Source organism: Microbacterium sp. LCT-H2, assembly GCF_001866135.1.
Classification (GTDB): Bacteria; Actinomycetota; Actinomycetes; order Actinomycetales; family Microbacteriaceae; genus Microbacterium.
Map to the genome: position 1 here is coordinate 482577 of NZ_MODW01000001.1, position 15033 is coordinate 497609.

Consider the following 15033-nt stretch of genomic DNA (forward strand, 5'->3'; position numbering starts at 1 on the left):
CGACGCGCAGACTCACGCCGACACAGGTGAGTCCGCCGAGCCATCCTTCCTCGCGTCGCCCGCGGCGACCGCGTGCGGCAGCGCGTGGGTCACGAGACTCACCAGGAACTTCCCGGGCTCCTCGAACATGCACAGGTGCGCGGAGTTCTCGAACCACACGACGTGCGTCGACGGTGCCGTCACGGTCTCCAGCCAGCGGACGACCGGCCCGGCGGGGGTCGTCCAGTCGTGCCGTCCGAGGAACTGGAGCATCGGCACCTCGAACGCCGTCTGATCGCGGGCGTCGAAGCCGAGCAGGGCCGGCAGCACCGCGGGCATGGTCGCCCGCTGCCCGACACCGATGAGGCTCAGGTCGGCGTCCGTGTAATACGGGGACAGCTCCTGCGACTCGGTGAAGTACGCGAAGTCGGAGCGATACGCCGAGAGGCCGCCGTAGTACTGCGCCCATCTCCGGCAGGTCACGATGCGTTCGACGGTCAACGGCTCCTCACCGGGGTACTCCCCGAGCGCCCGCAGCTCGGAGATCGCCTGCTCGTTCCGATCCGCGACGGCACTCCGCATCGCGTGGCGGAAGCTCTCCACCTCGTTCTCGGGACCGGAGATGACCTGGCCGACGCCGATATACGCCCACAGCAGGTCGGGACGCCGCCGGGCGAGGGTGAGTCCGAGGACCGTCTCCCAGCTGTGCCCGAGCACCCCGACCTTCTGCACGCCGAGCTCCCGCTGGAGCCACGCGATCAGCTCCACGAGATCGTCGACGTACCGGTCGACGCTGAGGTCCATGTCCTCGGACACGGAGCCCGCGGACTTGCCGCTTGCGCGCTGGTCGTAGTTGACGACCGTGAAGTAGTCCTCCACACCTCGTTGCCAGACCCACGACGAGGGCAGCGACGGCAGGGCAGGACCGCCGTGGCAGACGACGAGCACGGGGTTCCGTGTGCTGCGACCGCGGATCGAGACGAACTGGGAGACACCGCCGAGGTCGACGTACGCCGTCCTGTCGATCGACTCGGGTTCGGGATCCGGCACAGATCCGCGATCACTGCGCGGCCGAGGTCGTCACTCATGTCGATCACCCTAGGAGAACCAGACCGGCGGAACCTCACCCCAGCGCGCGCTGCCACACACCCCGATGTGCGGTGACGTAGTCGAGCACCGCCGCCCAGTGCGCCCCGTGACCCGTTCGGTACATGGTCCCCCACGGCTCGCGCCCCACCTCCGCGGACGAGCGCAGCAGGTCGAGCATCGCCTGCGTGCGTCGGCGCATCATGTCCGGGAGCACCGCGCGCAGCTCCTCGTCGGCACCGTATCCGTCGACGAAAGCCGCGAGGTCTTCGGCGGAGCGTTGCGGATCTCTGGTCGCATCGGGAAGCGCGAACGTCTGCGCGGAGAAGGCGAGGTCCCACGAGCGGGTGCTCGGGGAGGCGCCGTCCCAGTCGATGAACACCCAGCGTTCGCCGAGCATCAGATTCCACGGCGCCAGGTCGTTGTGGCAGATGAGCTCCTGCGCAGGCGCCGAGAGGGGTGGTTCCCAGATCGCGTCGGCAGCAGGGACGTACCGCGTCGAGACGTCATGGATGCGGCGGACCATCTCGCCCACGCGACAGAGCTCGGCGGCGGAGAGCGGTGCGGAGTCCATCGCCGGGTGCCGGGGACGAACTCGATGATCTGCCGCCCCTGCGCGTCTCTGCCGAGCGGCTCCGGCGCCTCGACTCCGCCGTCCCGCATCGCCTGCACGTAGGCGATGACGTGCGAGGTCGCGGCCGTCCATGCCTTGCGGACGGTGTCCCCGACCCGCACGACGGGTCCGCTCGCATTGCCGCCCTTGAGGACTTCCTCCCGCATCCCCCGAGGCTATCGGAGAGGCCTTCGGCAGAGATCACTCCCCCGGGTGACGCGGGATACCTCCGCCGACGGACGCCGCCCGCGAGCCGCGCCAGCAGAGTGGAGATATGACACGACGACACCTCCTCCCCGCTGCCGCCCTGCTCCTCGGCGGCACCCTGCTGCTCGGTGGATGCGCCGCCGTCGACGATCTCCTGCACAAGCAGTCGACCCGGACCTTCGACGACGCCGGCGCCTTCCGCGCGGACTCGCCGGTCGACGCGGACTGGGTCCCGGACGACGCGACCGCGCTCACGCTCCGGACGTCGACCATCGAAGACGCCGACGACGCCGTCCTCCTGCTGACGAGCTCGGCCACACTGCCGGACGACTGCGTGAAGGCGGAGCGGACCTCTGCGCCGACCTTGATGTTCGACGACGGGCCCGCCGCGTACGAGGCGAAGACCGTCTTCGTCTGCGGAGACTGGAGCGTCATCCCGTCCGACGACGGCTGGTTCGGGTGGACACCGAACTCCGACGAAGAGAGGGCCGCCGCCCGGGGCTGAGGCCCGCTCAGAGGTCGGCGAGAGCTGCGCGCGCCGCCTGCACGGCCTCGGCGGCGGCATCCTTCTTCGCCACGGCCGCGGTGCGCCGCTCCTCCGCGGCGGGACGGTCGCGCTCGACGCGGTCGGCTTCCCGATGCAGCGTCTCGATCTGCGCCTCCAGCTCGGCGATGCCGTCGGCCAGCTCCTCGGCGCGATCACTCAGCACCTGCACCATCTCGTCCTCCTTCGCGAGGGCCCGCTCCGCCGCCGCGAGATCCTTCTCCGCAGCCGCCACCTGACGCTCGGCATCCCGGCGCTTCCGACGCTCCTGCAGTTCGTCCGGAGGACGCCGGGCCTGCGGCCGCAGCGTCGGGAAAGTGCCGGCGACCGCCTCCCGGAGGTCGTCCGCGTTACCCGAAGGCTCCAACGCCCGCACGAGACGCCCCGACGCGACAGCGGCAGCCGCATCCGGGTCGAAGAACGCCGCGGAGATCGTCTGCTCCACCGCATCCCGCGTCGCCGCCGTGACGCGTTCACCCCGGGACCCCACAAGGTCGGCAGCGGTCTCGGCAAGGCGCCGGGTCAGCGCGCGCCGTTCCCGGCCGAGCTTCGCCAGCGCCGCAGCATCCAAATCCTCCTGCGCCTCGCGCAGCTCCGCCGCGAGCGCCAGGGCCTCCCCGAGCTGGGCGGCGCGCTCCTGCGCGAAGACGTTGACGACCCAAGCGGCGACCGCGGGCTTGCGCAGCGCCTTCACCTCCGCGGCGAGCGCGCGGTCGTCGAGGCCTTTCGCCCGTGCGTTCCGGGCGGTCGTGAACTCCTCGGGCGGCCCGGCGTACAGCGCCGCCGCGATGTCATCGAGGGTCGGAGCGGTCATGCGCCCACGATACGCGCGGTCGGCGAGCGGCTACTCGATCGCGAGGTAGTCGGCGGCGTCCGAGGCGACGAGAACCCGGGCGCTGAATCCCCCCGTCCCGTTACCGGGGTAAAGGTAAAGCTGCCCGGCAGCCGTTCGAGCGAGCAGGTCGGCCCGGCCGTCCCCGTTGTAGTCCACGCCACCGGTGACTTCCGTGAACTCCTGCCAACCGACTCCGACCTGACGCGGTCCGCGCAGCCCGGATGCACCCGTGTACAGCCGCAGCACGCCATCTCCCGCGATAGCGACGATGTCTCCTCGACCATCGCCGTCGAAGTCTCCGGCGATGAGATAGTGGAAGCCCTCCCAGCCCCCACCGATCGTGGTGTGGGGTGGGCTGAAACCGCCGGCGCCATTCCCCCGATAGACGATCAGGGTTCCGGCTTCGGACACTCCGAGAACGTCCTGCCGCCCGTCGCCGGTGAAGTCCGCCCCGGAGGCGACGTGCCTCATCCCGTACCACCCGGACCCGGGCGTCGTCGCTGGCCGGAATTGCCCTGCCCCGGTCCCCGCCCAGAACTCGAGAACACCGTCGGAGCGGGCTACGAGGATGTCGGCGTTGCCGTCTCCGTTGAAGTCCGTGTGCGTGATGTGCCGACGGGAGTCAGCCCATCCCGCGCCGAAAAGGCTGGTGGGGGCGGAGAAGGATCCTCGCCCGTTCCCGTTACGCATCCTCAGGTCGCCGTTGCCGGCGACGACGAGCAGGTCGGCTTTGTCGTCCCCGGTGAAGTCGCCCGCACCGACGTTCGCAGGGTCGCCGCTCCCGAGACCCGGGAAGAACAACGGAATCGTCCCGCCCCGCGTGACGTTCGACAGGCAGGTGAAGCCCTGGTTGATCTGGGAGTAAACCTTGCCGTTCAGCCACACCTCGAAATGCAGGTGATACGCGGCGGAGTTGCCGGTGTTCCCGACGACGCCGATCTGCTGTCCACGCAAGACCTTGGTCCCCGGCGCGTACCAGCCAGGCGCCGCCATGTGGGCGTACCGGGTGACGTAGCCGCCCGGGTGCTGCACGTCGACGTAGTTGCCGTAACCGCCGTTCGACGTGCGGCTCTTGATCACGCCGTCATACGCCGCCAGGATCGGCGTCCCGCCGTTCCGGGAGATGTCGATGCCGTCGTGCGCACGATAGTTGCCGAGGCATCCGTCGCCGACCTTGGACTGGATGTTGCCCGAAGCCGGATAGACCATGTAGCCGTCGGACGCCGCGGTCGCGGAGCCGGTCGTGGTGAGGGCCGGTGTCAACGATCCCAGCGCGATCGCGAGCACGGCGACGATCCCGATGCGACCAAGACGCAAGCGGGACGTGCGCTTCATCTCGAAGTTCTCTCTTGCTCGGCGGCCCCAGGGGACGTGGTGTCCTCCGCGGTCACCGTACCAAGGGCAGACGCCCCGCCACGCGAACGCCACCCCCTTCGCCCCGTTCCGCCCGCCACCTGCCGGTGATCGTGAGACCCCACGGGGGTGTACCGTCAGCACCATGGGAAGACTCCGGTACGACGGGCACTCGGATCCGATCCTCATCGAGGACGAGACGCTCGCGCATCTGAAGATCGTCATCGCCACCAAGCTGCGTCGTCAGGAGAGCTTCATGATGACCTGGCAGCCTCCCGAGGGCGGCATCGACCGGCGAGCGAGCGTCTGGATCCATCCCGCCATCCCCCTGCAGTTCGGCTTCGACGAGGCGGAGCCGCCGGCCGTGGACCCGCACCGCATCCAGGAGATCATGCAGGCGCTCAACGCCTCCGGCGATCTCCAGCTGGACCATCTCTCCGGCCCGCGCTGACGCGCACCGACGTTCAGCACGGAAGGTCGCTGCCCTGGACACCGCTCTGATCCTCGTCCTCATCCTGGTCATCCTCGGCCTCATCGTGGGAGCAGCCTTCCTGCGCGGCTGGGTACGGCGCAGCGCATCGTCGGCCGGCGAGCGCGCCGGAGCCCGGTACACCGCCGCGCGGATGGAGGAGATCCTCGCCGACCTCGGAGCCACTCTCCTCGTCCACGCCTCCCCGACGGCCACGGCGGAGCTGCTGCGCGTGGTCGTCGGGGCGCGAGGCCGGAGCTTCTCGCTGCTCCCGGACGGCGCGCTGGGCGTCCGCTTCGTCGAACCGGATGACACCGTCGCGCGATTGGTTCCCGTCAGCGCGGGGACTCTCCTGCGCGTCGAGACCTTCCGCGAGTACCTCGGCTTCCCGCAGACCGCGCCCCTCTGGCGGGAGCTGCGCGCCCTCGCGGCCGCTGAGGCTGCGACCCGCGGGATCGAGGTGGGCGACGGCCCCGTCTCCGTGTTCGAGCGCGGCCCGGAGCTCGACGACCGCAACGCGCGCTGGTTCCGCCGGGCCTGATCCTCGCTCGCCGGCCCAGGAATAAAGGGTCACGATTCTCAGGTGACGCAATTAGGCTAGACGCGCGCCGCGCCCCGCAGGGACGGATGACGACCCGGTCGTGGCGCATGCCGGGGGCCTCCTCCCCCGAGCTTGCGATCCTGTCCACGGAAACGAAGTCCGCTTCGTGTCGCGGACACGCCAGAAAGGCTTGAACCCATGAGCGAATCCTCGGGCACACCCCGCGACGACGAGCGGTCGCCGGACTTCTTCGATCAGCTGATCGAGACGGCTCCGCGCGACACGTCGTCCACGTCCACGTCGGCGTTCACCATCGGATTCCGCGGCTACGACAAGGGCGAGGTCGACGCCGCGCTCGCATCGATGCACGCCCAGCTCCAGCAGGCCGCCGATGAGGTCGCCGAGGCGAAGGCCCGCGAGGCCGAGTCGGTCGAGGCTCTCAAAGCCGAAGAGCGAGAGGCACGCGAGGCCCTGGAAGCCGAGCTCGCCGCCGCGAACGCCAAGGCCGCGGACGCCGAGCAGCAGGTGGCGACGCTCACCTCCGAGCTCGTCGACATGCCGCAGGCCGACGGCGAAGAGGCGCCCTCCCGCCAGCAGTTCGAGGCGATCCTCCGGGTGGCCGAGGAGCAGGCGAACGTCCTCATCCAGAACGCCGCCGTGCAGGCCGACCGCCTGATGACCTCGGCCCGCGAGGAAGTCGCCGCGCAGCGCGCTGAAGCCGAGGCGGATGCCGAGCGCATCATCTCCCAGGCTCAGCGCGACGCCGATCAGGTGCGCCTGAAGATGGAGACCGAGTACACGGCCCACGAGGCGCGCATCGAGCGCGAGGCCGCGCACGCCGCGGAGAAGGTCAGCCAGGCGTCGCAGGAGGCCACGGCCATCCGCACCGAGGCCGAGAAGGGCGCTGCCGCACTGCGCTCCCTCGTCACGCGTGAGACCACGCAGCTGCGGGCGGACGCCGAGCGCGAGGTGCGCGAGATGAACGCCCGCGTGCTGGAGTTCGAGGAGACCCTCACCCGTCGTCAGGACGACGCGCAGCAGGAGTTCCTCGTGCTGCACAACCAGGCCGTCGCACACGCCGAGCGCATCACGACCGACGCGAACGAGCAGGTCACCGCCTCGCTGGAGCATGCCCAGCGCATCTCTGCGAAGGCCGACGGCTACGAGAAGCTCATGCGCTCGCAGGCACAGGCGATCGAGGCCGACGCGCAGGTCCGTGCACGGGACATCCTCGAGCGCGCCCGCGTGAAGTCTCAGAAGATCGTCGACGCGGTGACCGGCCACACCTCCACCGTCCTCCGCGACGCCGAGGACCGCGCCCGTCAGCTGCGGTGGCAGCAGCAGCAGCTCACCAGCTTCATGGCCGAGGTGCGCGAGCTCATCCGCCCCGACGGCATCTTCAGCGACGATAACCTCCCCACGGAGATCGCGCTGACGGAGGCCACGATCGACGAGGACGACGACGAGAACGAGGACGACGTCGTCGAGGCGTCCGTCGAGAGCTTCCGTGGAGACGAGGTCCTCGACGACGAGCTCGACGACGACCGTCCGCTGGAGAAGATCACGATCGACGTCGTCGAGACGGACGACTCGAAGCGCTGATCCACCCTCGGAGACGACGAAGGGGCGAGCAGGTGTCTGCTCGCCCCTTCGTCGTCTCCGGACAGCATGCCGGTTTCACCGGTATGAAGCAATTGCAGGCATGACGGCCTGGCGGACCGCTGAGCTATCTTCGCGACATGGCTTCCGCTACCCGATCCCGCCAACGCTCATCAACGCGTCACAAGCTCGCGCTCACGGCAATCGCGATCGTGTGCGCCGGAGCGCTCTCCCTTGCACACGCTCAAGCGGCCAACGCAGCCGTTTACCGGTACAACATCATCAACAAGTCCTCGACAGCGAATGTGACTGGTGCCGTCTTCGCGAGCTGCAAGATCACCACGACTGGTGGCCTCTGCAGCATCTCGAAGGGTAAGAGCGTGACACGAACTGTGCAGGTGAGCCTCGGCGCCAGCCGCGCGGATGTCGCCGCCGGGCTAAGCATCAGTTCGGCGAGCTCGGTGACAACGACCGTTGGCTGCAGTTCCCCTGCCCTCAGAGCAGGCCAAGTATGGAAGGCACGGGCGCTCGGCACCAGACACTCGTACAGGGTTCAGAAACAGGAGTCGTACAGGCCGCGCATCGGCCCCACCTATTGGAAGACGGTAGGAACGAGTTCCGTTCTCACGGCTTACAACCCGTATTCCTCAGGGATCTCATGCGGGCTGTAGCGAGGTTATGTGCGTATACGGCGCTCGGCGTGGTCGTCTGCCTGAGCCGGTGTGCCCCATCGGGCCTTCAGATCGATGAGACGGTCGGGGTCTCGTTGGGAATTGTGTATGACCATGTGAGGGAAGAGGCCACGATCCTTATCCAGGACGTCTCCCCGCGGGTCGACCTCGAATCCTCGTTCGTCGATGGAGTAAGCGATCGGTCTGCTTGGGTGGTCGTGTCAAGCTGCGCGAACGATGCCGTCGTCGATGAGGCGTCAACGACGGAGGTAGCCGTGATCCCCAGAGACGCGTACGTGAAGAGTGTGAAGACCGCGATTGCCGCCGGAGGGTTCGCCGATGCCGTGAGTTGCGACGGACTGTCCTTCCGCTGAACCTTGCCCACCTTGCGACTCATTGGTGGCTGTCAGGGCTCGGCGAAAAGCTGGCTCCGGACGCTCGCATGGCGGCGCCGTATCCACCGGCCTCAGGCGCGGCGGAGCTGTGCCGCCGCCGGGCAGTCGAACGGGTCGCGCGCCGCCAGGCCGACGCGGTTGAGGTAGGCGATGACGATCGCGTACGACTGCCCGAGGGACGTCTCCGTGTACGGGATGCCGTTGGCGGCGCAGTAGTCGCGCACGATGCCGCGTGCCTTCGACAGGTGCAGCCGCGACATGTTCGGGAACAGGTGGTGCTCCACCTGATGGTTGAGGCCGCCCATCAGCCCCGTCACCCACCATCCGCCGCGGATGTTGCGCGACGTGCGCACCTGCTTCGAGAAGAAGTCGAGCTTGGCGTCGGGAGCGATGACCGGCATGCCCTTGTGGTTGGGGGCGAAGGACGCGCCCATGTACACGCCGAAGACCGCGAGCTGCACGCCCAGGAACGCGAAGGCCATGCCGACGGGGAGCAGGAGGAACAGCGGCACGAGAAGGACGGCGAACCGGAGCACGATGAGTCCGAGCTCGATCCAGCGGCCCTTCACGTTCTTCCGCGTCGTCAGGTGCTTCAGGCCGAGGTAGTGCAGGTTGAGCCCCTCGAGCGTCAGGAGGGGGAAGAAGAGCCACCCCTGCTTGCGCGTGATGAGCCGGACGATGCCGCGCGACTGCGCCGCGTCCTCCTCCAGGAAGGAGATGGTATCGACCTGGATGTCTGGGTCCTTGCCGACCTGGTTCGGGTTGCCGTGGTGACGGGTGTGCTTGGAATCCCACCAGTGGTAGCTCATGCCGATGATGCCGGCGAGCACGCGGGCCAGGCGGAAGTTCGCCGGCCCGGTGGACAGGATCTGACGGTGCGCCGCCTCGTGGGCGAGGAAGGCGACCTGCGTGAAGACGACACCGAGGGCCGCGGCGATGAGGAGCTGGAACCAGCTGTCGCCGAGGAGGAGGAAGCCCGCGACGCAGCCGGCGAAGGCGACGACGAGGGCCGCGCCGACCAGTGTGTAGAACACGGGGGTGCGCTGCAGGAGCCCGGTCTCCTTCACGACCTGCTGCACATCGCGGTAGGCCCGCGTGAGCGGGGGGAACTCGGCGTTCCCGGCGTACGTCTGACGAACCGGCCCGAGGGTGGCGGTGACGGTCGGGGAGGATGTGCGGGAGATGATGCTCTCCTGTCGATCGGGAGCCCTTGAGCTGAAGAAGCCAAGGGCGGTTGCCGATCGCTGTGGCCACACTAACCGCGCTCGCATACGCGAGGCGGCATACGACTCAGGCCCGTGCTCGACGCGGCCGCCGACCGCGCGTGCGAGGGAGGGCCGGCGATGCCGCCGGCCGGGCGGGCTGCTGCGCGGCGTCGAGCGCGCGGAAGGCCTCGTCGAGGGACGGGAACGACCCGAGGTCGGCGCCGCGCTCGTCGCGCAGCCGGTGCGCGGATCCGTCGAACTCGACGAATCCGGCGAACTCGCCGTTGCGGGTGGCGACGTGCACGTCGACGTCGGCCTGTTTCCAGGTGAGAGGGATGGAGGAAGGGACGGTGGTGGTACTCATGCTCATGCTCATTGCTGTGGGGCGGGCGCGCTCGCGCTCCGCACGTGAAGAGACCGAGGGCGGATTCCGCGCGCGTCGATGTGCGTGGTCCGTGGATGGCCCTGATCAGTGGCGACGAGGCGGCCGAGAGGGGGCGAAACGCACACGTTGCACGATCAGCTTAGCAGATCCACGAACCACGCGCCGAGAACCTCAGCTTCCGGGGGGACGACCACTGCCACCCGTGGGCGCGGCGCCGGCGCTCGGCGTGGTCGTCGTGTCGACACCGACCACGAGGGTCGCGGTGTATCCGCCGGTGACGCTCCCCGTCGTCGTGGCGAGCTGCGACACGCCACCGTCGTCTCCGAAGACGTTGTCGGAGGTGAGGGAGATCCGCGCCAGGTTGTCCGCCGATCCGGAGTAGGCAGTCTCCGCGTACACCGCGCTGCACGCGTCCTCTGGTAGCGCGAGCTGGGACGTGGCGATCGCGTTCGACGCGTCGGTGATCGCGGCAACGTCCGGATACACCTCGAAGTGGATGTGAGGCCACCGCCCCGAGTAGCACCCGGGGAAGACGGAGGTGAAGGACACCTTCCCGTCGTCGTCCGCGACCTGGACCCCGCGGAGGTAGGAGACGTCCTCCAGTCCCGATGAGTACAGCGAGTACTCCCCCTGCGCGTTGCAGTGCCACGCGTAGACCGCGACGCCGGCGAACGGCATCCCGCCGTTCGCGAGGTCGAGGATCTGCAGTTCGAAGGAGAGCGGCACGCCGTCGGCTGTGGCGCCGCCGTCGATGGACGAGCGGATGTCCTGGCGGATGATTCCGGCTTCGTCGAGGATGTCAGGGCCGTTCGAGCCGTCGCCCGGGTAGGGACCGGCGGTCTCGTCCGGGATCTCGGCGACCGCGGCGTCCGTCGCGGTCGCGGTGGTGCTGGGGGTGGGAGCGGCCGTGCTCGATGACGACCCGGTGGCGGCAGGCGCGCAGGCGGCGAGCACGACGGCACCGAGGCCGAGCCCGCCGCCGATCAGCAGCCCGCGACGGCTCATCAACGTCCGGAGGTCGAAGGCGACGCCCTGGTCGACGACCTCTTCGTCCGCGCGGTCCAGCAGCCGTCCTTCGTACATGGGGCCCTGCGGGGTGGGGGTCGGTTCGGGGATGCGGCTCATGATGTGCTCCTCTCGAGCGTCGGCGGCGTTGCCCCATGCTCGACGGGTGAGCAATCAAGAAGCTATGCGTGATCCCTGCGGCTCCTGTGGAGTCAGGAGCAGAGCGGAGGATGCGGGGACATCGCTCCGCTCTGCGGCGCTGGCGCTCGAAGAACTCGGCGGACAACGCAGGGCCGGGGCGATGGGGTGAATCGCGCGCGCGGCCACGAAGACGGCCATCATGCAGGGGACATGCACGGCCGTAGCCCATCCAGTGGAACACGCCGCTTGGCACCTGTCAAGTTTTTCCCGGACAGCTGTCCAGAGCGCGCGAGATGCCATAGCATTACCCGCACCGATTCCGAAGGGGACGAGACCAGGGGACAGCATGACGACAGCGGACAAGCGCGCGGAACGCGCAGGGGTGGACAAGTTCGCGCTGCGCCGACGGGCGCTGGCCGAAGCGGCTTTGGAGGCGATCGCCGAGCGGGGATTCGCGCGGACGGGCCTTCGGGAGATCGCGCAGCACTCAGAGCTCTCCCACGGGTCGCTGCACTATTACTTCACCGACAAGAACGACCTCATCGCAGAGGCCGTGCGGATATCCAAGGGAGGGCTCGGCGACCGCTACCTCGCCGTGCTGGAGAGGGCCGAGACCGCGGAGGAACTGGCGGCCGGGGCCGCCGAGGAGCTCGCCAGGAGCGTGCACGACGACGCCCGCCTGCACCGGCTCTGGTACGACCTCCGCAACCAGTCCCTGTTCGAGTCGGGCTTCGGCGACACGATCGCCGAAGTCGAGGCCGACCTGCAGGATGCCATCTGGCGCGTGGTCGAGCGCTACTCCGAGCTCTGCGGGCGACCCTGTCGCTTCACGCCGCTCTTCGCGTACGCGCTCACGGACGGCATGCTCCAGCACGCCCTCATCCGGCACCTGCGCGGCGACGGCGAGGCGATCGCGCGCCTGCGCCGCGAGTGCCGGGAACTCTTTGCCGCCAGTGTGTGACGCCGCGGATCACTCATCCGTGACGACGGTTCCCCGAGCAACGGGCGGCCGGATGACCAGCACGATCACGATCGCGACCATCACCGCTGCCGTCAGCGCCACCGGCACGGGCACGAACGGGTCGAGCAGGACGAGCAGCGCCCCCACCGGGATGACGGTGTTGACGACCCTGTCGGCGTTGTCCCGGATGGCGACCCACCAGATGCCGATGAGGAACACGGCGATCGGCACGGACACTGTGAACGTGGCGGCCATCGGGGCGAGGTGGCTCTCCCCCGTCAGCACATCCAGCTCCACCTCGATGCCGGCGGAGAAGGCGGCAGCCGCCGCGAACACGAAGAAGTGGGTGTAGCCGTAGCGCAGGGAACGGCCGAGGGTGGTGATGGACCGGTGGTGGGGCGGCCAGAAGTAGATCCACCACAGGGCCGCCGTCACGACGAATGCGAGGGCCGAGATCGCCAGGAGCGACCCAAGGGCCTCGACCTCATCCACCGCATCGATGATCGCGTTGGCAGAGGCGAGAAGGCTCTCACCGAGCACGATGAGGGTGAACAGACCGTAGCGCTCGGTGATGTGGTGCGGATGCCACGGCGTCTGGTCGCGGCGCTCGGCGATCACGGGGACGGCGATCTCGATGAGGGCGAAGACGACGAAGGCCGCGAGCTGGACGGGCCCTGAGGGGATGAGCAGGAACAGTATCCACAGCACCTGCACGGCGGCGATGCCGCCGGCGTATCGCAGCGCGACGGAACGGAGCGGCCCCGCGGTCCGGGACGCACGCAGCCACTGCGCGACCACGGCGATGCGCATCACGACGTAGCCGATCACCGGGAGGGTGAAGTCTCCCTCGTTGAAGGCCCCGGGGATCCCTGCGGCCAGGACGAGGACGCCCGCCATCTGGACGAAGGTGGCGATCCGGTACGGCCAGTCGTCGGTGTCGAAGGACGTGGCGAACCAGGTGAAGTTCATCCACGCCCACCAGATCGCGAAGAAGAGCATCGCGTACGAGGTGATCCCGTGGAGGAAGTCGCCGTGACTCAGGGTGTGATGCAGTTGCGCCGACGCGATGCTCACCGCTACCACGAAGACGAGATCGAAGAAGAGCTCCAGCGGACTCGCGGCGCGGTGCGGCTGACCGGGGTCGCGCGGCCGCATGGGCTGCAGACGGAAGCGAGGAGTCGAAGTCGGATGCGCAGTCACCGCGACAGACTAGCTCCCGGCTTCTTCTCCCCGGGCGGTATGCCGGAACGGATCCCCCTCCTGCGCGGCATGCGCTTCCATCCGGCGGCCGAATCCGCTACAGTGATCACCGTCTGCAGTGCCTGCTGCACGCCTCGTCGGTTTGGGACGACGAGGACACCTTCTCGATGTGGGATCGGGAAGCACCAGCAGGACCCGAGGGGTCGGGACGCAGACATGTCCGTGAACGTGGGGTTCACGGTCTGGGGAAAACTGGGGAAACGATGGCGCACTGGGGTTATTTGCGTACATTCACGGCTCAAGGGGCCTCGGCATGACTTCCGTCGAGGATGCTCTGAGCATCGCTCGTACGGGTTTCACGCCGATCACGGCTCCGCGGGCGACCGCGTCGGTGACGCATGCGGCGAGCACGCCGCGTGTCTCGGCGACGCTCGAACGACGCCGTCAGTGGGAGCGTCGCTATCGGATGCGGCTGCGGATCACGGATGCGGCTGTCATCCTGATCGCCGTCGCGCTGACGGCAGCAGTCCAGCTGATCAACGGGGTCGCGGTGATCGAGACCGTGCGCAACGCCGCATTGCTGGGTCTCGCCTGGTACCTGATGCTGTCGGCGCTCAACAGCCGAGCCGCCGCCATCTTCGGGTCAGGGGCCACCGAGTACCGCCGCGTCGCACACGCGGCCGGGCTCGCCTTCGGCATCACCGCCATCGCGGGCGTGCTCCTGGAGTGGGAAGGGCTGCAGCCGCTGTTCTTCATCGCGCTCCCCGTGGGCATGCTCGGTCTCCTCTTCGCCCGCTGGACCTGGCGTCGCTGGCTGCAGCGGCAGCGCCTGTCCGGGCGGTTCGCGTCGAGGACGATGGTGGTCGGCGCCACCGAGGACGTCGAGTATGTGATCGACTCCCTGCAGAAGGGCGGGGAGAACGGCTATCACGTCGTGGGGACGACGCTGCTGGATCGCAATGCCGGCGCGCTCAGGATCGGGGAGAGCATCTACCCGGTCGTGGGCGATCTCGACACCGTCGCCGCCGCGGCGGCACAGCTCGGGGCGGACACCATCATCGTGGCGAGCCGCCCCGAGGGGTCCCCCGACTTCGTCAAGCAGCTCAGCTGGCAGCTCGAGGGCACCGCCGCCGAGCTCATCCTCTCGAGCCGTCTGACGGATGTCGCAGGCCCTCGCATCTCTCTGCGCCAGGTCGACGGTCTGCCGCTGATCCAGGTGAAGATCCCGACCTACGAGGGCGGCGTCCACCTGCTCAAGCGCGCCCTCGATGTCGTCGTCGCCACGATCGCACTGATCCCGATCGCGCTGCTCACCCCGGTGCTCAGCGCGCTCATCAAGCTCGACTCGCCCGGCCCGGTGTTCTTCTTCCAGGAGCGCGTGGGACGGGACGGCCGCCGGTTCAAGATGGTCAAGTTCCGGTCGATGCGCACCGACGCGGAGAAGCAGCTCGCGGCGCTCAAGGACCACAACGAGGGCGCCGGCCTGCTCTTCAAGATGAAGGACGACCCGCGCGTGACCCGCGTCGGGAAGGTGCTGCGCAAGCTGTCGCTGGATGAGCTTCCGCAGTTCTGGAACGTGCTGGTCGGGGACATGAGCGTCGTCGGCCCGCGTCCGCCGCTGCCGAGCGAGGTCACCGCCTACGACGGCACTGTGTTCCGCCGTCTTTACATCAAGCCCGGTATCACCGGCCTGTGGCAGGTCTCCGGACGCAGCGACCTCTCGTGGGACGAGAGCGTGCGGCTCGACCTGCGCTATGTGGAGAACTGGTCCGTCATGAACGACCTTCAGATCATGTGGCGCACGGCGAAGGTCATGGCGCAGCCGAGCGGGGCATACTGAGCGG

The 15033-nt window shown here is 68.7% G+C and carries 14 protein-coding genes; 6 read left to right on the top strand and 8 right to left on the bottom strand.

Annotated elements, in window-relative coordinates; all coding sequences use genetic code 11:
- Positions 1 to 12: 12 nt before the first annotated feature.
- Together BK819_RS02335 and BK819_RS02340 are read right to left on the bottom strand one after the other, a co-directional pair.
- On the bottom strand, positions 13 to 1029 hold the full coding sequence (locus BK819_RS02335; protein WP_071327686.1) for an alpha/beta hydrolase: 1017 nt from the start codon (positions 1027 to 1029) through the stop codon (positions 13 to 15).
- 73 nt (positions 1030 to 1102) lie between these two features.
- Positions 1103 to 1771, bottom strand: coding sequence for a phosphotransferase (locus tag BK819_RS02340; RefSeq protein WP_083391620.1), 669 nt, complete (start codon positions 1769 to 1771; stop codon positions 1103 to 1105).
- A gap of 181 nt (positions 1772 to 1952) precedes the next feature.
- On the opposite strand from BK819_RS02340, the gene BK819_RS02345 reads away from it, so the two are divergent.
- Complete coding sequence (locus tag BK819_RS02345) at positions 1953 to 2390, top strand: hypothetical protein (RefSeq protein WP_071327687.1); 438 nt, start codon at positions 1953 to 1955, stop codon at positions 2388 to 2390.
- Between the two features lie 7 nt (positions 2391 to 2397).
- Here the strand turns inward: BK819_RS02345 and BK819_RS02350 are convergent, their stop codons facing one another.
- Together BK819_RS02350 and BK819_RS02355 are read right to left on the bottom strand one after the other, a co-directional pair.
- Positions 2398 to 3243, bottom strand: a complete 846-nt coding sequence (locus BK819_RS02350; protein ID WP_071327688.1) for a hypothetical protein — start codon at positions 3241 to 3243, stop codon at positions 2398 to 2400.
- Positions 3244 to 3273: 30 nt separating this feature from the next.
- Positions 3274 to 4599, bottom strand: coding sequence for a VCBS repeat domain-containing M23 family metallopeptidase (locus BK819_RS02355; protein ID WP_071327689.1), 1326 nt, complete (start codon positions 4597 to 4599; stop codon positions 3274 to 3276).
- 163 nt (positions 4600 to 4762) lie between these two features.
- Here BK819_RS02355 and BK819_RS02360 point away from each other — a divergent pair, with 163 nt between their 5' ends.
- From BK819_RS02360 to BK819_RS02370, 3 genes are all read left to right on the top strand, one after another.
- Complete coding sequence (locus BK819_RS02360) at positions 4763 to 5068, top strand: hypothetical protein (protein WP_071327690.1); 306 nt, start codon at positions 4763 to 4765, stop codon at positions 5066 to 5068.
- A gap of 85 nt (positions 5069 to 5153) precedes the next feature.
- The gene (locus BK819_RS02365) at positions 5154 to 5627 is read left to right on the top strand and encodes a hypothetical protein (RefSeq protein ID WP_143049229.1); all 474 of its coding nucleotides are present in this window, start codon (positions 5154 to 5156) and stop codon (positions 5625 to 5627) included.
- A 198-nt stretch (positions 5628 to 5825) separates the two neighbouring features.
- Positions 5826 to 7229: a cell division initiation protein gene (locus tag BK819_RS02370; protein WP_071327692.1), complete on the top strand. Its 1404-nt coding sequence runs from the start codon at positions 5826 to 5828 to the stop codon at positions 7227 to 7229.
- A 1134-nt stretch (positions 7230 to 8363) separates the two neighbouring features.
- On the opposite strand, the gene BK819_RS02385 is transcribed toward BK819_RS02370, so the two are convergent.
- From BK819_RS02385 to BK819_RS02395, 3 genes are all read right to left on the bottom strand, one after another.
- Positions 8364 to 9476, bottom strand: a complete 1113-nt coding sequence (locus BK819_RS02385; protein ID WP_071328060.1) for an acyl-CoA desaturase — start codon at positions 9474 to 9476, stop codon at positions 8364 to 8366.
- Between the two features lie 106 nt (positions 9477 to 9582).
- Complete coding sequence (locus tag BK819_RS02390; protein WP_071327695.1) at positions 9583 to 9861, bottom strand: hypothetical protein; 279 nt, start codon at positions 9859 to 9861, stop codon at positions 9583 to 9585.
- A gap of 192 nt (positions 9862 to 10053) precedes the next feature.
- Complete coding sequence (locus tag BK819_RS02395; protein WP_071327696.1) at positions 10054 to 11007, bottom strand: intradiol ring-cleavage dioxygenase; 954 nt, start codon at positions 11005 to 11007, stop codon at positions 10054 to 10056.
- 367 nt (positions 11008 to 11374) lie between these two features.
- Here BK819_RS02395 and BK819_RS02400 point away from each other — a divergent pair, with 367 nt between their 5' ends.
- Positions 11375 to 11989, top strand: coding sequence for a TetR/AcrR family transcriptional regulator (locus BK819_RS02400; RefSeq protein WP_025104606.1), 615 nt, complete (start codon positions 11375 to 11377; stop codon positions 11987 to 11989).
- Positions 11990 to 11998: 9 nt separating this feature from the next.
- Here the strand turns inward: BK819_RS02400 and BK819_RS02405 are convergent, their stop codons facing one another.
- Positions 11999 to 13144, bottom strand: coding sequence for a low temperature requirement protein A (locus BK819_RS02405; protein WP_071327697.1), 1146 nt, complete (start codon positions 13142 to 13144; stop codon positions 11999 to 12001).
- A 358-nt stretch (positions 13145 to 13502) separates the two neighbouring features.
- On the opposite strand from BK819_RS02405, the gene BK819_RS02410 reads away from it, so the two are divergent.
- The gene (locus tag BK819_RS02410; protein WP_071327698.1) at positions 13503 to 15029 is read left to right on the top strand and encodes a sugar transferase; all 1527 of its coding nucleotides are present in this window, start codon (positions 13503 to 13505) and stop codon (positions 15027 to 15029) included.
- Positions 15030 to 15033: the final 4 nt, after the last annotated feature.